This window comes from Bifidobacterium aesculapii, from assembly GCF_001417815.1.
GTDB classification, from domain to species: domain Bacteria; phylum Actinomycetota; class Actinomycetes; order Actinomycetales; family Bifidobacteriaceae; genus Bifidobacterium; species Bifidobacterium aesculapii.
Window position 1 is genome coordinate 1 of the sequence record NZ_BCFK01000061.1, and the last position, 16,429, is coordinate 16,429.

Annotated in this window: 8 protein-coding genes and 3 tRNA genes; 9 read left to right on the plus strand and 2 right to left on the minus strand. The window is 62.2% G+C overall.

The window, feature by feature from the left end; all coding sequences use genetic code 11:
* Window positions 1-226: 226 nt before the first annotated feature.
* Window positions 227-1,273 carry a LacI family DNA-binding transcriptional regulator gene (locus tag BFAL_RS08305; protein WP_236691718.1) on the minus strand — a complete coding sequence of 349 codons (1,047 nt, stop codon included), beginning with the start codon at window positions 1,271-1,273 and terminating at the stop codon, window positions 227-229.
* Between the two features lie 93 nt (window positions 1,274-1,366).
* Window positions 1,367-2,920, minus strand: a complete 1,554-nt coding sequence (locus BFAL_RS08310) for a glycoside hydrolase family 31 protein (protein WP_055427937.1) — start codon at window positions 2,918-2,920, stop codon at window positions 1,367-1,369.
* Window positions 2,921-3,333: 413 nt separating this feature from the next.
* Between BFAL_RS08310 and BFAL_RS08315 the strand changes: the two genes are divergently transcribed.
* The 9 genes from BFAL_RS08315 to BFAL_RS08355 all read left to right on the plus strand — a co-directional run bounded on the left by BFAL_RS08315 (window position 3,334) and on the right by BFAL_RS08355 (window position 16,367).
* Window positions 3,334-4,575 (plus strand): ABC transporter substrate-binding protein, encoded by a 1,242-nt coding sequence (locus BFAL_RS08315; RefSeq protein ID WP_055427938.1) that lies wholly within the window; start codon window positions 3,334-3,336, stop codon window positions 4,573-4,575.
* A 214-nt stretch (window positions 4,576-4,789) separates the two neighbouring features.
* Window positions 4,790-5,755: a carbohydrate ABC transporter permease gene (locus BFAL_RS08320; protein WP_082440479.1), complete on the plus strand. Its 966-nt coding sequence runs from the start codon at window positions 4,790-4,792 to the stop codon at window positions 5,753-5,755.
* The gene (locus BFAL_RS08325; protein WP_055427939.1) at window positions 5,752-6,585 is read left to right on the plus strand and encodes a carbohydrate ABC transporter permease; all 834 of its coding nucleotides are present in this window, start codon (window positions 5,752-5,754) and stop codon (window positions 6,583-6,585) included. The genes BFAL_RS08320 and BFAL_RS08325 overlap by 4 nt, the downstream gene beginning before the upstream one ends.
* A 133-nt stretch (window positions 6,586-6,718) precedes the next feature.
* Window positions 6,719-9,727, plus strand: a complete 3,009-nt coding sequence (locus tag BFAL_RS08330; RefSeq protein WP_055427940.1) for a beta-galactosidase — start codon at window positions 6,719-6,721, stop codon at window positions 9,725-9,727.
* Window positions 9,728-9,940: 213 nt separating this feature from the next.
* Window positions 9,941-11,248, plus strand: a complete 1,308-nt coding sequence (locus BFAL_RS08335) for a glycoside hydrolase family protein (protein WP_055427941.1) — start codon at window positions 9,941-9,943, stop codon at window positions 11,246-11,248.
* A gap of 157 nt (window positions 11,249-11,405) precedes the next feature.
* The gene (locus BFAL_RS11630) at window positions 11,406-15,017 is read left to right on the plus strand and encodes a DUF5011 domain-containing protein (protein WP_055427942.1); all 3,612 of its coding nucleotides are present in this window, start codon (window positions 11,406-11,408) and stop codon (window positions 15,015-15,017) included.
* Between the two features lie 430 nt (window positions 15,018-15,447).
* Window positions 15,448-15,520: transfer RNA gene (locus tag BFAL_RS08345), tRNA-Glu, on the plus strand.
* Window positions 15,521-16,182: 662 nt separating this feature from the next.
* Window positions 16,183-16,255, plus strand: a tRNA-Glu gene (locus tag BFAL_RS08350).
* Window positions 16,256-16,292: 37 nt separating this feature from the next.
* Window positions 16,293-16,367 (plus strand) — tRNA-Gln (locus BFAL_RS08355).
* Window positions 16,368-16,429: the final 62 nt, after the last annotated feature.

The window sequence follows — 16,429 nt, forward strand, 5'->3', positions numbered from 1 at the left end:
GTGTGCCCGGTGAAGATGGATTCGCCGGGCACACACGCCCCGCTTTTGCATATGTCCCCATACGTTCATATCCATACGGGCCATTTCGAGAGGAAGGCGCCCGGGCTTGACTTCGTGGTGGGCCCGGGCGCCTTCCTCTCGGCGTGACTATGCGGCATGACGGCGCCGCGCTGTGAATCGTTGCGGATTGTTGTGAATCATTATGAATCGCTGTGAATCGCCATGCCTATCGCGCATTCCAATCGATGACGGTCGCACGTCGGGTGATTCCGGTGGGGGCGATCAGATTGCACTTGGGCGCGGAGGTGTCGCCGGACAAACGGGAGAAGAGCGTCAGCACGGCTTGGGATGCGATTTCCTCCGGCAAAGTGGACACGTTGGTGACCGGCCATTGGCATGATTCGGCCGCGAGGTTGGAGCAGTGCGCCACGACGGAGATGTCTCGTCCGGGGACCAGCCCCCGTTCGGCCAGAGCGCGGAGCAGCCATTCGGTGACGCGCGGCTGCCTGACGATGATGCCCAAGCGGTCGTCGGCGTGGATGAGCAGCTGTCCGGTGGCGTCGCGTACGCCTGTCCAGCCATCTCCGGTGCGGGTCACCAGCGAGAAATCCAGTCCGTGCTCGTGGCATGCGTCGCGTGCGCCTGCGTAGAAATCGTCGACGAAGCGGAATCGTCCGCTTTCCTGATTGAGCACGTCGCCCACCACGGCGATGTGCCGGTGCCCGGTGTTCGCGAGTTCGTCGACGGCCTGGCGGGCGGCCTCGCGGGCGTCGAAGTCCAACACGTCGAGTCCCATCGCGTTGTCGGGACGGCCGATCAGCGCCACGGGAAGGCTCAGTTCGGCTGCCGCGGGGATGCGCTCGTCATCGCGGCGGACGTCCATGAGGATGAACGCGTCGCAGATCGACTTGCCGGCGAGGCGCTGGAGCGCCGTCGTTCCCTCGCGCGTGGTGTTGATGATGACGTCGTAATCGTGTTCCCTCGCCAGCGTGACGATGGCGTCGATGTACGGTGTGGTCTCGTTGGCGTCGATGGCCTCGTTCATCTCGACGAACAGGGCGATGATGTTGGTACGGCTCGTCCGCAACGTGCGTGCGCCTGCATTCGGCTGGTAGTTGAGTTTCCTCATCGCCTCCTGCACACGCAGGCGTGTGGCTTCGGACACGGTGTGCTTGCCGTTGATGACGAACGAGACCGTACTCTGGGAGACGCCGGCGAGCGCCGCCACGTCCTTGCTGGTGGGTGGTCGGTTGCCGGCTCGTCTCCTGGTCATCATGCCCCTTGTGCTGGTATCGCGTATCGTTTCCATAGTCTACTTGGGTCCATGTGTATACGGGGGTCGGGTCACCCCATGTTTCCGAGGGGTTCATCGGCTTTCTTTCCGGAAGCGAGGCAGGCGGTCGATGGGGCATGCGGTCCGGATCGTGGTGGGCCCCTCGACGGTCTCGCCGGCGTCGGAACGCCAGCGTCCTTCCGGCAGCGCGACCGCACGTTCCCTGGCACCCTGTTCGAGGCACGGGGCCACGATGAGGTCCTTGCCGAGCAGGAACTGATCGGTCACCTGCTCCAGATCGGGGTAGTGGTAGGCCATCGGACGGATGATTGGCTCTCCCGTCGCCGCCGCGTGATCGGCCAGTTGTTCGATGAGCGGCATGTGCTCCTGACGGATGCGCAGCGCCTCGTTCACCGCGGCGAGATGACGGTCGCCCAGTACGCGCGAAGGTGAGATGGAGAACTGCATCATCGGTGACAGCGCCGCGATCTGCGCGTACCTGACGAAGAACTCCTGGTCGACGCCTGAGTGCTTGGCGCTGTTCACCTCGCCGCCGCCGATCATGTCCGGGCAGACGAAAGCGTGGCCGATCATGCCCTGCGCGAGCATTTCGGGTACGAGCGATTCGATGCCGGCGGCGTCCCACGTGGCGGGCTTGTCCTGGAGACGCTGCGCCAAAGGCTGGCCGCCCATCTTCCAGCAGGCGCGGAACTCGTTGAACGGGTAGTGCGTGCCGATCTTGGCCCACTGCTCGCACATGTCGTTGGAGGTCATGGGCCGGTACGGGCGGTCGTCGGCGCGGAAGTCGTACAGGTCGGCGCCGTCGAATTTGAAGCCGTCGACGCCCAGGTCGCACAGGGCGTCGAGGCGGTCGCGGACCCAGGCGCATGTCTCGGGGTTGCTCAGGTCGAGCACGGCGCTCAGCCCGTTCCACCAGCGGCGGATCGCGGTCCGTCCGGTCTTGTCGCGCAGCATGAGGCCCTTGGCCTCGAGCTCGCGGAACGCGGGGGAATCGGGGCTGACGAAGGGGACGAGCCATACGATGACGTCGAATCCCTTGTCATGCAGCGTGCGCAGCATGGACTGCGGGTCGGGGAAGGTCGCCGGGTCGAACGTCCAGATGCCGTAATCGGGGCTCCACTTGTCGTCGATCATGATCACGCCCGCGGGCATGCCGGCGTCCAGCATCGCGTCGGCGTAGTCGATCACGGCCTGCTGCGTGGGGCGGTAGGGCATTTCGATCCATGTGTTGTACTGCGGTTTGGTGAACATCGCCTCCGCCGGGGTCTTGCCGGACGGCGGGAAGTGGCGTTCGCAGGCGGTCAGGTAGGCGGAGCGCAGGGTGGGTTCCGCCGTGGTCTCCAGTTCGATCGGCGAGTGGGAGGAGACGGATAGGGAGCCGTCGCGGAAGGCGAAGGTGATCGGTTCGTCGCTCCACAGATAACGGCCGCGGGTGGAGACCAGCAGCGGCGCGCTTTGGTTGGAGGCTTCCGGCAGCTGGCCGGGTTCGTGCTTCCATGTGGACAGGTCGCGTTCCAGCGGCGTTTCGCCGTAGGGCATGAATCTGCCGTCGGCGACCTTGCCTCCCCACCAGTGTTCGCCGGGGATCAGTCGTGTGACGGTGGTGTGCTCTGCTGTGGTGCTCATGGTGTGTGGCTCCCCCCTATCGGGTTGTGTGCGTGATGCGACTTGTGGCCTCTGTGCCGTACAGGTGTCATTAATACGTATTATCCATGAGGTTGCGAAATGCGCAAGTCGGGCGTGGTGGCGGGCGGTTATCGTCGGGCTCATGTGGCCGTAAGAGTGGTTGCGTTGTGGGTTGATGCAGGTCAATAACGTTGATAAATCAATGTTTTGCGATGTGTATACACGCAAGACACGCCGATTCTTGCGCGTTTGCCGTCGCGGTGTCATACTAAAGCCACGTACGAAGTAATACGTATTAAAACAACAAAGGATGCACGATTGGAAACGGGCGGTGAAGCCTGTGGTCGGAAAGTGCATGCATGTAGAGTTTCGTCGACGCCGAGGTTGGCGTCGGCACAACGAAAGGAAAGACCATGAAGTTCTCCAAGATGCTGGTTGCAGCTGCGGCCGCAGTGGCGATGGTCGTGCCGCTCGCCGCCTGTGGCGGTGGTTCGTCCGACGCCGGCAAGACCACCATCACCTACTTCTCGTGGAACAACGAGAAGATGATGAGCCCGATCGTCAAGGCGTTCGAGGAGGCCAACCCCGACATCAAGGTCGAGATGAGCGCCGCCCAGGGCCAGGCCACCGATTACGCCCAGACCCTCACCACCCGTGTGGCCGGCGGTCAGGTGCCGGACGTGTTCCACATGTCCATCGAGACCCGCAACGAGGTGCTTGACGCCGGACTCGCCCGCGACATCACCAACGAGGACTTCGTCAAGAACCTTCCCAAGTCCCAGACAGGCCTGTACACCCGTGACGGCAAGGTCTACGGCATGTCCCCGACGGCGTGGATCGGCGGCATCGTCTACAACAAGGACCTGCTCAAGGAAGTCGGATACGATTCCGTCCCCGAGACCCTGGACGAGTTCATCAAGCTCGGCAAGAAGCTGCAGGCCAAGGACATCACCCCCTACATGGAGGACATGAGCGTGGTCTCCGGTTCCTTCCAGCCGATGCTGGGCGGCTACTACGCCAAGCAGGGCGTCGACACCTCCAAGTGGCCTGAGCTCGATGAGGGCGGCAAGTTCTCCGAGCAGTGGACCCCGGTGCTCAAGCAGTGGATGAAGCTCGTCGACTCCGGCACCCTGCCCAAGGAGACCGTCGGCGTGAGCGCCGATCAGATTAAGCAGAACTTCATGACCGGCCAGCTCGCCATGTTCCGCTCCGGCCCGTGGGACTTCGCCGACCTCGACTCCTCCGGCGTCGACTACGGCGTCGCGGCCTTCCCGGCGGTCGATGGCGGCCAGCCCTATGTCGGCGGCGGCCCGGACTCCCCGTTCGTCATCAGCTCCAAGGCCGAGGGCAAGAAGCTTGACGCGGCCAAGAAGTTCGTCGCCTTCATGAACAGCGAAGCCGGCCTCAAGCTCGAGGAGCAGTACATCAACCAGATCTCCGTCTCCCCGGAGTACAAGGCCGATGTGGCGCCGCAGCTCAAGGATCTGTACGACAAGTACATCACCAAGGGCGACTTCTACTGGTCCAACTGGAGCCGTGATGGCAACGTGATGGGCCAGGAGATGGCCTCCCAGTTCCAGCTGCTTGTTCAGGGTCAGACTTCGGCGGACGACGTCACCAAGGCGCTGGACGCCAAGTGGACCGAATCCAAGTGATCCGCTAGTCCGTTCATCGGATAACCGCGGGTACCATACGGCGGCCGTCCGGTTCCGGTCGGCCGCCGGGCATGGCCCGCGTCGTTCCTCTCCTCATCTCCTCCTACACCTCTTCCTCTCCTTGTCTCTCCTCCAAACCGGGCGGGTCCGGGCTGTTCCACAGGACGGACCCGCCCGGAATCCTTCATAACCTCCCCAGAAAGGCAACGCTGACATGACTTCTCATGACCAGTCGCAGGAAGTGCCTGCCGGTGCACCATCGGCTGGCGCGGCCACTGCCAAAGTCCCTTGGTACAAAACCGGCAAGTTCGCCGAATCCGCAGCGTCCACAGGGTTCCTGTTCCCCATCATCGTGGTGTTCCTCGTGCTCTCCGCGGTGCCGCTGGTGCAGACCATCTACTACTCGTTCACCGATTTCAACGGTTTCCAGACGCATCCGAACTTCGTGGGTCTGGCGAACTATCAGAAGGTGTTCACCGACCCCTCACTGCTGGTCGGCCTCGGATTCACGGTGCTGTTCGCCGTGTCCACCACGCTGATCACCACCGCGCTGGCGATTCCGCTGGCCGTGGCGCTCAACTCCAAGTTCTACGGCCGTTCCTTCGCCCGCTCCCTGTTCTTCTTCCTCGGCGTCCCCTCGCTGATCGTCCTCGGCCTGGTCTGGCAGTACATCCTCTCCCCGCTCAAGACCGGCGCCCTGAACTCCGTGCTGATCTCCATGGGCCTCAAATCGGTGCCATGGCTTTCGGATAGCAACCTCGCACGCGGCGCCGTGATCTTCGTGGCCATCTGGGCCGCCGTCGGCTGGCATGCGACCCTGTATCTGGCCTATCTGCAGGCCGTGCCGAAGGATCTGTACGAACAGGCGTCCGTCGACGGAGCCAACGGGTTCCAGCAGTTCATCCACATCACCCTGCCGCAGCTGGTGCCCGGCATCGTGGTCTCCACGTTCCTGCTCATCACCAACGGCCTGAAGGTCTACGACCTGCCCTTCGGCATGACCAAGGGAGGCCCGGGATACGCCACCAACACCATCACGCAGGCCATCATCGTCCAAGGTATTTCCCAATCCCAATACGGTCTGGGTTCGGCGCTCGCCGTGCTGTTCACGCTCGCCTGCATGATCGTCGTGCTTGGCCAGCAGCTCCTCACCGGCATCATCACTAGGAGGTTCGCATGACACCGTCTCAACGTGCGCAGGTCGGCAAAATCGTCCGTACCGTGCTGTTCAACGCCTTGGCCATCATCATGGCCATCCCGCTCTACTACATCGTCATCAACACCTTCAAGACCACGCTCGACATGGCCAAGTCCCCGTTCGGTTTGCCCGAGCACTGGACGCTGCAGCATTACGTCGACGTGTTCGGCACGTTGCCGATTGTGCAGAGCTTCATCAACTCGATCATCGTCACTGTGTTCGCCGTGTTCTTCGAGGTGATGATCGGCGCGCTCGCCGCCTACGGCATGATCCTGCGCAACAGCAAGTTCACCGCCGGTGTGGGCGCGGTGCTGATGATCGCCTTCTGCATCCCGGTGCAGGCCACCCTGATCCCGCTGTACAAGATGGAGGCCTCGGTCGGCCTTGTAGACTCCCTGCTCGGCCTGATAATCCTGTACCTCGCCAACTCCATCTTCTGCTACATGCTCACCATCGGATACATGCGCAAGCTGCCGATGGAGGTCCTTGAAGCGGCCCGCATCGACGGCGCAGGCCCGTTCCGCATCTTCCGCGTGATCGTCCTGCCGATGATCACCCCGATTCTGGCCACGGTGGTCGTGTTCCAGACGCTGTCCACATGGAACGACTTCATGCTGCCGAACATCTTCCTGACCTCCACCGATCTGCGCACCGTGATCCTGCAGGTGTACAACGCGATGGGCCAGTTCACCACCGATTGGCCGGCGTTCATGACCATCACGGTCATCGCGTTGGTGCCGGTCGTGATCTTCTTCATCTTCTGCCAGCGCTGGATCGTCTCCGGCCTTGTGGCCGGATCGGTCAAGGGCTGACGGTCCCGGCGCTCGTCGCCGCCTTCCACTGTCCCCGTGCATTCCTCCGCCCCCGTACATCCGTGGAGGAACGGAGGGATGCACCCATCCATTGACAATCCACTGAGAGCTCATTGAGAGAGCAAGGAGAACAATGAAGTCGCATCTCACATCCCCCGGCTGGCGCAAAGCCGTAGCCGTCGTGGCGTCGGCAGCCGCCATGCTGTCGATGTTCGCCATAGGCGCCGGAACGGCGGGCGCTGCCGAAAACGACGGCAAGGTCGTGGTCTCGCGCGTCGCCAAGAACGGCGACAAGGGCTATCTGGAAGTGGACGGCAAGCCGTTCCTCATGCACGGAGTCCAGTTCTTCGGCGAATGGCAGATCTACGGCAGCGACAAGAACCCGATTCCCACCGACCAGAAGAACCCCATTCTGTCTCAGGACTGGCTTGAGAACGGATTCGAGAAGACCAAGGCCGCCGGATTCGACACGATCCAGATCGAACTCGCGTGGAACCAGATCCAGCCGACCTCCGAAGGCCAATACGATTGGACGCTGCTCGACAAGTACGTCGAATGGGCCAAGAAGTACGATCTGAAGATCGACATCGTCTGGTGGGGCATCAACGGCTGCGGCGGCGGCATCCGCGAGAACACCGTGCACGGCTTCATGGCCGACATCCCGGATTATCTCGAAGCCGACAAGTACTGGGGCTTCAAGAACAACGGCGGCGAGAACGAAGTGCCGTACCTGCCCAACGATTCCGACCCGACCCGCGCGGCCGACGCCGACTACCTGTTCGGCGAGGAGCGCAAGGCCGTGACCGCCATGTTCGACCACCTCGCCCAGGTGGACACCACGCACCAGACCATCCTGTTCCAGATTTGGAACGAGCTGAACTGGAACGGTTGGAAGGACGGCCACAACAAGGCCCAGAAGAACGAGTGGCTGCGTCTGGCCGACGAACTGGGCAAGGCCGTCAAGGACTCCGACTACGAAGTCGCCACCAGGCTCAACTACCGCGGCAATTCCATCGATTCCCGCTCCGTGCTCGACAAGTACGAGAACATCGACTTCTCCGGCCCGGACGCGTACACCTCCAGCGTGTCCAACATGGCGAACATCGTGAAGGACACCGCCAACAAGTCCGACATCGCCTACATCCCCGAAACCTTCAGCGGCGGTGACAATCTGGTGGGCGTCACCGCCACGATTCTCGCCAACGGTGGTTTCGTCGACTTCTGGCAGCTCAACGAATCGTGGGCAGGCAAGATGTACTCGCTGTACGGCATCCCCGACAACGGCTATGAGGAGTACACCGACTGGAAGCTCGGCACCATCCCCAAGATGCCGGAGGCCTCCCAGAAGCTGGCGCGATTCAACACCGTCATCAACAAGATGGGCGCGCAGATTGCCGTCGCCGCTCCCGCAGACATGGCCGGGTTCAATTCCGACACGGACATGCCCGCGTCGGGCTACACGGGCAGCAAGACCATCGCGGGCAAGACCGTCTCCTTCGCCAGCGGTGACGACGCCGACGCCATCGGGTTCGCATTGCGCAACGAGAATGATGGCGCATATCTGCTGGCCTCCGATTCCGAAGGCGGCTCCACGTTCAACCTTGGCGCCGGCGTGAGCGCCTCCGTTGGATCGTACGATGACGACGGCAACTGGACCGGCGAACCTCGCGAGGTGGCGGCCGACGGCACGATCTCCATCGGTTCGGGAGAACTCATCCGCGTGATCGACGCTTCGGCGCTGTCACAGACGTTGGACGCCGGCAAGTCGTTCAAGGAAGCCGACTACACGCCTGAATCGTGGAAGGCGTACGCTCAGGCGCGCAAGGACGCCGAACAGGTCCTCGCCAACCCGAACGCAACCCAGATCCAGCTGAACGACGCGGCAAAGACGCTCGCCGCGGCCCAGGACGCGCTCGTGCCGTCCGGCAGGCTGACGGTCGTCGACCCCGCCTCGCTGACGGTCATCGCCGGCACTGCCGACGACGCCATCCAAGGCAATGCCCCCAAGCAGGTGAACGTGCGCGCCAAGGCCTCGAACCCGGTGCGCAAGGACGTGACGTGGGATTGGCGGAACGTCGATACGGCGCCGCTGGCCAACGAAGGCGGACGCGTCTCGGTTCCAGGCACCGTCACCCTCGACGATGGCGCCACGCTGGACGCGACGCTTACCGTGTACGCCACGGCCGAGCACGAGACGAACATCGCCGCTTCCTATAAGAACGTCTGGGATGACGGCCACGACAGCACCGACGTCGGGGCCACGTTCGACGGCAATACGACGAACAAGGGCTACACCACCTGGAAGTCGAGCGGTTACTCGAACTTCTCCCTGCGTCCCGACTACGCCGACGCGCACAACATCTCCAAGGTGAAGGTCTACTTCTACAAGGACGGCAACAGGGCCTCGTGGTCCAAGAACGTTTCGGTCAAGGTCTGGAGCGTGGCCGACAACGCCTGGGTGCCGTTCGGCAAGACCGTGGACCTTTCGTCCTACACGCAGGACGGTGACGCCCCGGTGGTCGAATTCACCGTGGACAAGCCCATCGCTGCCAAGGGCGTCGACATCTACGGCGAGACCGACCGCTACGTGTCCCTCTCCGAAGTCGAGATCTACGCGAAGGACGGCACTGCGGTGCCGGCATCCGACGCCTCGCTCGCCGATCTGCGCGTGGACGGCTCCAGCGTTGACGGTTTCAACGCCGACAAGGCCGACTACGACGTGACCATCGTTCATGACGCCGAGTACCCGCTGGTGCAGGGCCTCTCGCGCGACACCGCGGCCAAGGTGACGGTCGATCAGGCGTCCGACACGAACGGCGGCAAGGCCACGGTCAGCGTGACCCCGGCCGACGGCAACGTCGAGGCGACGAAGACCTACACCGTGACGTTCGCCAGGGTGCCGAAGCCGGACAACAACAACGGCGGTGACAACAACGGCGGCAACCCGTCCAACCCGTCCGATCCGTCGAACCCTGACGGCAACGGCGGAAAGAACGACGGCGCCAACCAGAACGCCGACGGCCAGGAGCGCGATGAGCTGTCGAGAACCGGCAGCGCCATCGCCATGGCTGCCGCGGCCATGATGGTCGCCGCAACGGCGGCCGTCGCCACCCTCATGATCCGGCGTCGCTCCGTCAGGTGACGGATAACACCGTCCACGAACGGCAACACCGGTGATGCGGCGGGGAATGGCTCCGACTCTCCATTCCCTGCCGCTTTTTCTCCACGTTCGGGCTTCATGCCATACGGCGCGTCCGCCGCTATGCCGGGTACGTCCCCGTGTGTGCGATGCTGATGCGTTGATTCGTATGACGTGCCATATGACGTCCAACGAAACGGAAAGGAACCATCCTCCATGAGCTCTTCACTCTCCCCATCCCTCATCGTCAGCGGCGTCCCGTGGTTCGATGATCGGGGCCGCACGGTCAACGCGCACGGCGGCTGCATCGTCGAGGACGACGGCGTCTACTATCTGTTCGGCGAATACAAGACCGATGACGAAAACCACTTCGCCGGATTCTCCTGCTACTCGTCGGTCAATCTGGTCGACTGGACCTTCAAACGTCTTGTGCTGCAACAGCAGGCCGACGGCCTCATGGGTCCGGGGCGCATCGGAGAACGCGTGAAGGTCGTCAAATCCCCATCGACAGGCAAATACGTGATGTACATGCACTCGGACGACCTCGAATACCGCGATCCGCACATCTGCTATGCGGTGAGCGACACCATCGACGGCGAGTACGAGTTCGTGGGCCCCGTCGCCTATCAGGGCGAGCCGATCTACCGCTGGGATCTCGGCGTGTTCCAAGACGATGACGGTTCGGCGTACCTGCTGGTGCATGAAGGCGACATCTACCGTATGTCCGACGACAGGACGTTCGCCGAGGAGAAGATCGCCGACGAGATCGCCCTCGGCGGCGAGGCACCGACGATCGCGAAGATCGATGGACGGTACTACATGCTGTTCTCGAACAAGACCTCGTGGGACTGCAACGACAACTACTGCCTGTCCGCCCCCTCGATGCGCGGGCCATGGGCGTATCAAGGCCTGTTCGCGCCCGAGGGGAGCATGACTTGCAACTCCCAGTCCCTGTTCGTGCTGGACATCCCCACCGTGCGCGGCATCGTGCCGATGTTCATGGGCGACCGTTGGTCGTTCCCGCATCAGGCTTCGGCCGCCTCCTACGTGTGGCAGCCGCTGAGCGTCGATGAGCGCGGCCGTCTGCACATCCGTGAATACCTGCCGTCGTGGGATCCGGCGACCGGTCTGGGCGAGCCGGTGCCGGGCGAGCGCGTCTCCGTGGGATTCCGCTCCAATACGGTCGGCGACGAGATTCGCATCCCCTTCCACGGCACCTGCGTGGCGCTGGAAGGCCGCGCCGATCCGTGGGGATCGTACGCCGAGGTGTCGGTCGAACGTCGTCCGGGCTGCGATGACGGCGCGGTTGCCGGAGATGTGGTCGTCGACCCGATCTTCGTGAGCTTCTACGCCAAGGCACCGGATACGCACTACCGGTATGTCTCGCCGACGCTGCCGGAGAGCGATTACGTCGCCGTCGTGCGCGTGACCGGCGAGATCCCACAGTGGGACGACAAGACCGGCCAGCGCTTCGGTTCCGTCGATTCGTACGTGGACGTGTCCGCCGCCATCGTCATGCCATGACGGGCGGCGGGCAATTGGGAAGCAACGTCGTGAAAGGAGATGCAGGACAAGAAATATATGAGTCATCAGACGGCATGCGACATTTCATGAAAGGGGATCTACAGATATGAAACAGCATGCAACAGTCAGGAATATCCGGGTAAGGAGTAATGGAAATATGAAACGGCACACAACATTCGGGGCCAAAACCGTGGCCCTGTGCGTCACGGCGTGCATGATGCTGACGGTATTCGCCGGTGCCCAGACGGCAATTGCTGTGGAACCCAACGGAGGGGCTTCGGCGCAGACGGTGCAGACGGCCGGCAAGAAAGTCGTTTCCCGTGTAGTCAAGAACGGGGACAAAGGCTACTTGGAAGTGGACGGCAAGCCGTTCACCATGGTCGGCACGCAGTCGTTCGGCGAATGGCAGACCTTCGGCAACGAGAACGAGATCTATGCCGACCAGAGCAATCGCATCCTGGACCAGGATTGGTTGGAGAACACCTTTGAAAAGGTGAAGATGGCCGGGTTCAACACCATCCAGATCGAGTTCATGTGGAACCAGATCGAAGCGAAGACCCCGGGCAACGGGCACGCCGATGACCCGGCGTATGACTGGACCTTGGTGGACAAATACATCGCATGGGCCAACAAATACGATCTGCGCATCGACTGGGTGTGGTTTGGCCCGCTCGGATGCACCGGCGCAGTGCTGCCGAACGACAAGACCAGCTCGGCCACCGGAGGCGTCACCGAACACGGCTACATGACCAACGTGCCTGAATACCTCTGGGATCAAGGCAAATACTTCGGACGCGGCACCAGCGCCAAGGAGATGTCTCGTCCGTGGATTCCGGTTTCCGACACCGACACGAAGGACCCGAGCTATCCCCACCGCGAGGACGCCGCCTACATGTTCTCTCAGGAGCGCAAGGCCGTGCAGGCGTTGTTCGAGCATCTCGGGCAGGCCGATAAGAACGACCGCACGATCATGTTCCAAATCTGGAACGAGCCGAACTGGCACCCCGATTACAGCAAGAACACGCATCTGGACATCATGCTCGATCTGGCCAACCGGATCGGCAAGGTCATCAAGGAATCCGACTATTCCGTGGCGACCCGTATGAACTACTCGGGAACCTGGCTCAGCGACGATGATGGGGACCCCGATTCGTACGACTACATCGACTTCTATGGTCCGGATTCGTACACCACCAGCGTCGAGACGATGGCGGAGATCGTGCGGGACACCGCTTCGAGGTCCGACCTCGCGTACATTCCGGAGACCTATAGCGGCAACGAGAACATAACGTCGATTCTTTCCACGATTCTCGTCAACGGCGGTTTCGTGGACTTCTGGCAGATCAATGATTCGTGGGCCCAGCCGAAGTACGCGCTGTGGGGCAACCGTGACCCCAACAAGGCTGAGTACAAGGAATGGAAGCTGGGCGTGCAGCCCGAGCCGACCAAGCAGGTGCTGAAGCTGCAAGGGTTCCTTCCCGCACTGCACAAGATGGACCAGCTCGTGGCCGTCGCGTTGCCGGAGAACATGGTCGCGTTCAACAACGAGACCGATGCCCCGCAGCAGTCGTATGCCCAGCAGAAGCGCCTGGGCAGCACGCTGGTGGGATACACCGCTGATGACGCATCCGTGGGCATGGCGGTCTACAATGCCGACGACCACAGCTACAATCTCATCTCCGACACGCAGGGCGAAGCGCGCTATCGTCTCGAAGGTCTGAGCCATGTCGAGGTTTCCGAGGGAAGCTACGACTCCAATGGTCAGTGGAAGGAAACGTCCAAGCCCGCAGTGGCCGAGGACGGCAGTTTCACCATCAAGCAGGGCCAGCTGATCCGCGTGGTCAGCAGCGATGAGCCGTTCGATTTCGACCATGCCGTGGACGCTGGTCTGGTCACCGTGAATTCCACCGATAAGCTGCCCGCGACGTTGTCTGTGGACGGCAAGGACACGCCGGTGACGTGGTTCGACTCCGCGAAGAACCACAGCCGTACGGCATGGGAACAGTTCTCCGCGCAGGGGTATGTCACGCAGCCGACGGCCGAGGGCAAGCGTCGCGTGGTGAACGCCACGATCAACGTCGTGCCGGATGACCTGGTTTATTTCATCGATTCCGGCAGTTCCGCGGACAAGTCCAATGGCGCGGAATGGAAGTCGGTTGTGGCGGCGGTTCCCGGACTGTCCAACACGCAGGCTCCTGACCGTCAATCACCGGGTGAGAATCAGTGGGGATACGTCGGCACCGTCGGCACGCACGATGGCGATGACAAGTGGGGCAGCGGCCTCTATGCCAATGGCAATGTGCCGTTGCAGTACCGAATCCCTCTGAAGAAGGGCACCTATCGGTTCACCTCCGGCATCAACGAATGGTGGGAGAACCGGTCCGCACGGGAGCAGGTCACCTATACCATCGATGGTGAGACGAAGACGGTTTCCGGCAAGAGTTGGAGCCTGAAGAAGGGCGAACGCGCCACCGGTGACATCGTGGTGACGCTGCCCGAAGACACCACCGTCACCTATGAGGTGATCTCCCAGAACACGAAGGCGCCGAACATCGCATGGCTCGGCGTGTCCTCCACGCCCCGTCCGCTGGGATTGGTGGGTGCAGTCGCCGAACACGGCCAGTTGCCTGACCAAGTCGAGATCGATGGCACCAAGGTCCCGGTGGCATGGAACGACTCCGATGCCGCGCGCAGCGCCTACGCCACCTACACGGCAGTCGGCACCGCGACGATTGGCAGCGGTGCGGATGCCGAGCAGGTCCCGGTGACGGCGGACTTCGAGATCGTTCCCGACGGTCTGGTCTACTACATCGATTCCGGCGCGACGAGCGAACAGTCCAAGCAGTGGAGGCTGGTCAAGGATTCGCAGCCGGAGCTGTTGAACGCCGATGCGCCGGATCGACAGTCCGCGGCCGAGGACCAGTGGGGCTACATCAACACCACCGACAACGGCAAGCCTGACATTGAGGTCTACAACAAGGCGGCCAACGACGACAAGTGGGAAACCGGCCTGTATGCGGCTGACGGTGCGCATTCCGATGCGATTCGGTACCGGCTGCCGTTGAAGAAGGGACGGTACCACTTCACGGCCGGCGTGCGTGAATGGTGGGAGACCCGGTATGTGGGCCCGCAGATCACGTACACCACCGCAGCCGGTGAGGAGAAGATCATCTCCGCAGACAGCGTCATTACCACCAAGGGAGAGGATTACCTGCTGACGCTTGATGTGGACCTGCCTGAGGACGCGGTCGTGACGTACGCGAACGTCGCGGGTACCGGCGGCAAGAAGCCGCTGATCTCGTGGCTCGGTGTCAGCCAGATTGTGGACAAGACGACGGATACGACTGCTCCGGTGTTCAAGGGTGCGGATGACGTGACCGTGGAGTACGGCGCGAAGTTCGACCCGCTGGCCGGTGTGACCGCGACCGATGATGTCGACGGTGACGTGACCTCCTCGATCAAGGTGGAGGGCGCTGTGGACACCTCGAAGGCCGGCGACTACACGCTGACCTACACGGTGTCCGACAAGACCGGCAACACGGCCACCGCCACCCGTAAGGTCACCGTCAACGCCAAGGGCGAGGTGACGCCGCCGACTCCGACCACGCCGAAGCCGGAGACCAAGCCGGAGGCCAAGCCGTCCGATGGCAAGAAGCCGGATGCTGGCCTGTCGAAGACCGGCGCTTCGGTGACGGTCGCGGTGCTGGCCGTCGTGGCGCTGCTCGGCGCGGGTGCCGCGCTGACGGTGCTGCGTCGCCGCAACGCCTGATTCAATCCGGGCTGGTTCCGGTTCGTGCCGTGCCGCGTTCCTGACGCTCTTCAGGTGCGGCGCGGCGCTTATGACGAGGATGCCGTCGCTACTCCTTTGGGGAGCGACGGCATCCTCGCTTCATGCTGTGGCATGGGCGCGTGCCTTGCATGCAGATTCATCAGTAAGATGTCTGATAATTCATCAATAGGGCGCGTAAAGCCTTCTGTCGATTGACGTTGCGGTATGCAGTCGCGGGTGTGGGGCAGGGGACTGGACTTGTATGGTCGCCGCCCTATCGTCGGCCTTGTTCCGTGGTTGGGTGACGGCGGGTTGTCAACCGAAGAATCACGATGTGACACGCCGTGGTTGACGTAGGCGTGGTGTTCCCGTATATTAATCACCCGTCGCGGTTCACGCCGCGGTGGCGGAAACGCCCACAAATGAATATGCCCCCATCGTCTAGCGGTCTAGGACTACGCCCTCTCACGGCGCCAACACCGGTTCAAATCCGGTTGGGGGTACGAGATCAGGAACCCCGGTTCGCCTCAAGGCGGCCGGGGTTTTCCGTTACGGGGTTTCCCGTTAATTGCCTTCCTTGTCTCCCGGGCCTATAGGCCTGTCCCGGCGATGTGGTCGTGGACTTGGTCGGTTGATGGTCGGTGGCCGTGGGTTTGGGGCTGCAGGTGGGGAGGGGCATGGGCATGCGCGTTTCACTTGCAATTGAACAAACACAATTTCATCGTGCGTCCTGCGTGGTTGGGGAATTGACCTGTGCAGTTGGGGGATCGACCTGCGCGGTTGGGGGATGAACCTGCGCAGTTGAATGGCGAACTTGTGCACCACCGTTGTGAAGAAGGGTGTTCGGCGCCAGTCCGATGAATCTGGGAATGGCTTGTTTCCGGGCTTTTGGGGAGATGGGGCAGGCCGTGCTGGTCGTTTTGGGTCGCGTTCTTCAGGACCCCTATGCGCAGGTTCGGGTGTCGAGTGCGCAGGAAGCCCTAGCAACTGCGCAGGTTCGGGTGTCGCGTCGGCCAAGAAACCCGTAACGCGTCGCGAGGAGGGGGCAAACCGTTGGAAACACTGGCGACACGCCGTGATTTGCATCATGGATGGTGTCCGCGTATATTAATCACTCGTTGCGCGGTTCACCGAGCGACCGGTGGAAACACTGAAAAATGAATATGCCCCCATCGTCTAGCGGTCTAGGACTACGCCCTCTCACGGCGCCAACACCGGTTCAAATCCGGTTGGGGGTACGACGCGGAACTCTTCGGAGTTACACGCCAGCCAAATTGGGGTGTGGTGTAATTGGCAACACAGCTGATTCTGGTTCAGCCATTCTTGGTTCGAGTCCAGGCACCCCAGCCAATGAGAACCCTCGCGCAAGCGAGGGTTTTCTTGTTTTTCAACCCCATCCCTACCCCCATTCC

Bases quoted from the DNA above. Each gene is read 5' to 3' on its own strand.
- BFAL_RS08305 (WP_236691718.1), bottom strand. From the start codon at position 1,273: ATGACCAGGAGACGAGCCGGCAACCGACCACCCACCAGCAAGGACGTG.
- BFAL_RS08310 (WP_055427937.1), bottom strand. From the start codon at position 2,920: ATGAGCACCACAGCAGAGCACACCACCGTCACACGACTGATCCCCGGC.
- BFAL_RS08315 (WP_055427938.1), top strand. From the start codon at position 3,334: ATGAAGTTCTCCAAGATGCTGGTTGCAGCTGCGGCCGCAGTGGCGATG.
- BFAL_RS08320 (WP_082440479.1), top strand. From the start codon at position 4,790: ATGACTTCTCATGACCAGTCGCAGGAAGTGCCTGCCGGTGCACCATCG.
- BFAL_RS08325 (WP_055427939.1), top strand. From the start codon at position 5,752: ATGACACCGTCTCAACGTGCGCAGGTCGGCAAAATCGTCCGTACCGTG.
- BFAL_RS08330 (WP_055427940.1), top strand. From the start codon at position 6,719: ATGAAGTCGCATCTCACATCCCCCGGCTGGCGCAAAGCCGTAGCCGTC.
- BFAL_RS08335 (WP_055427941.1), top strand. From the start codon at position 9,941: ATGAGCTCTTCACTCTCCCCATCCCTCATCGTCAGCGGCGTCCCGTGG.
- BFAL_RS11630 (WP_055427942.1), top strand. From the start codon at position 11,406: ATGAAACGGCACACAACATTCGGGGCCAAAACCGTGGCCCTGTGCGTC.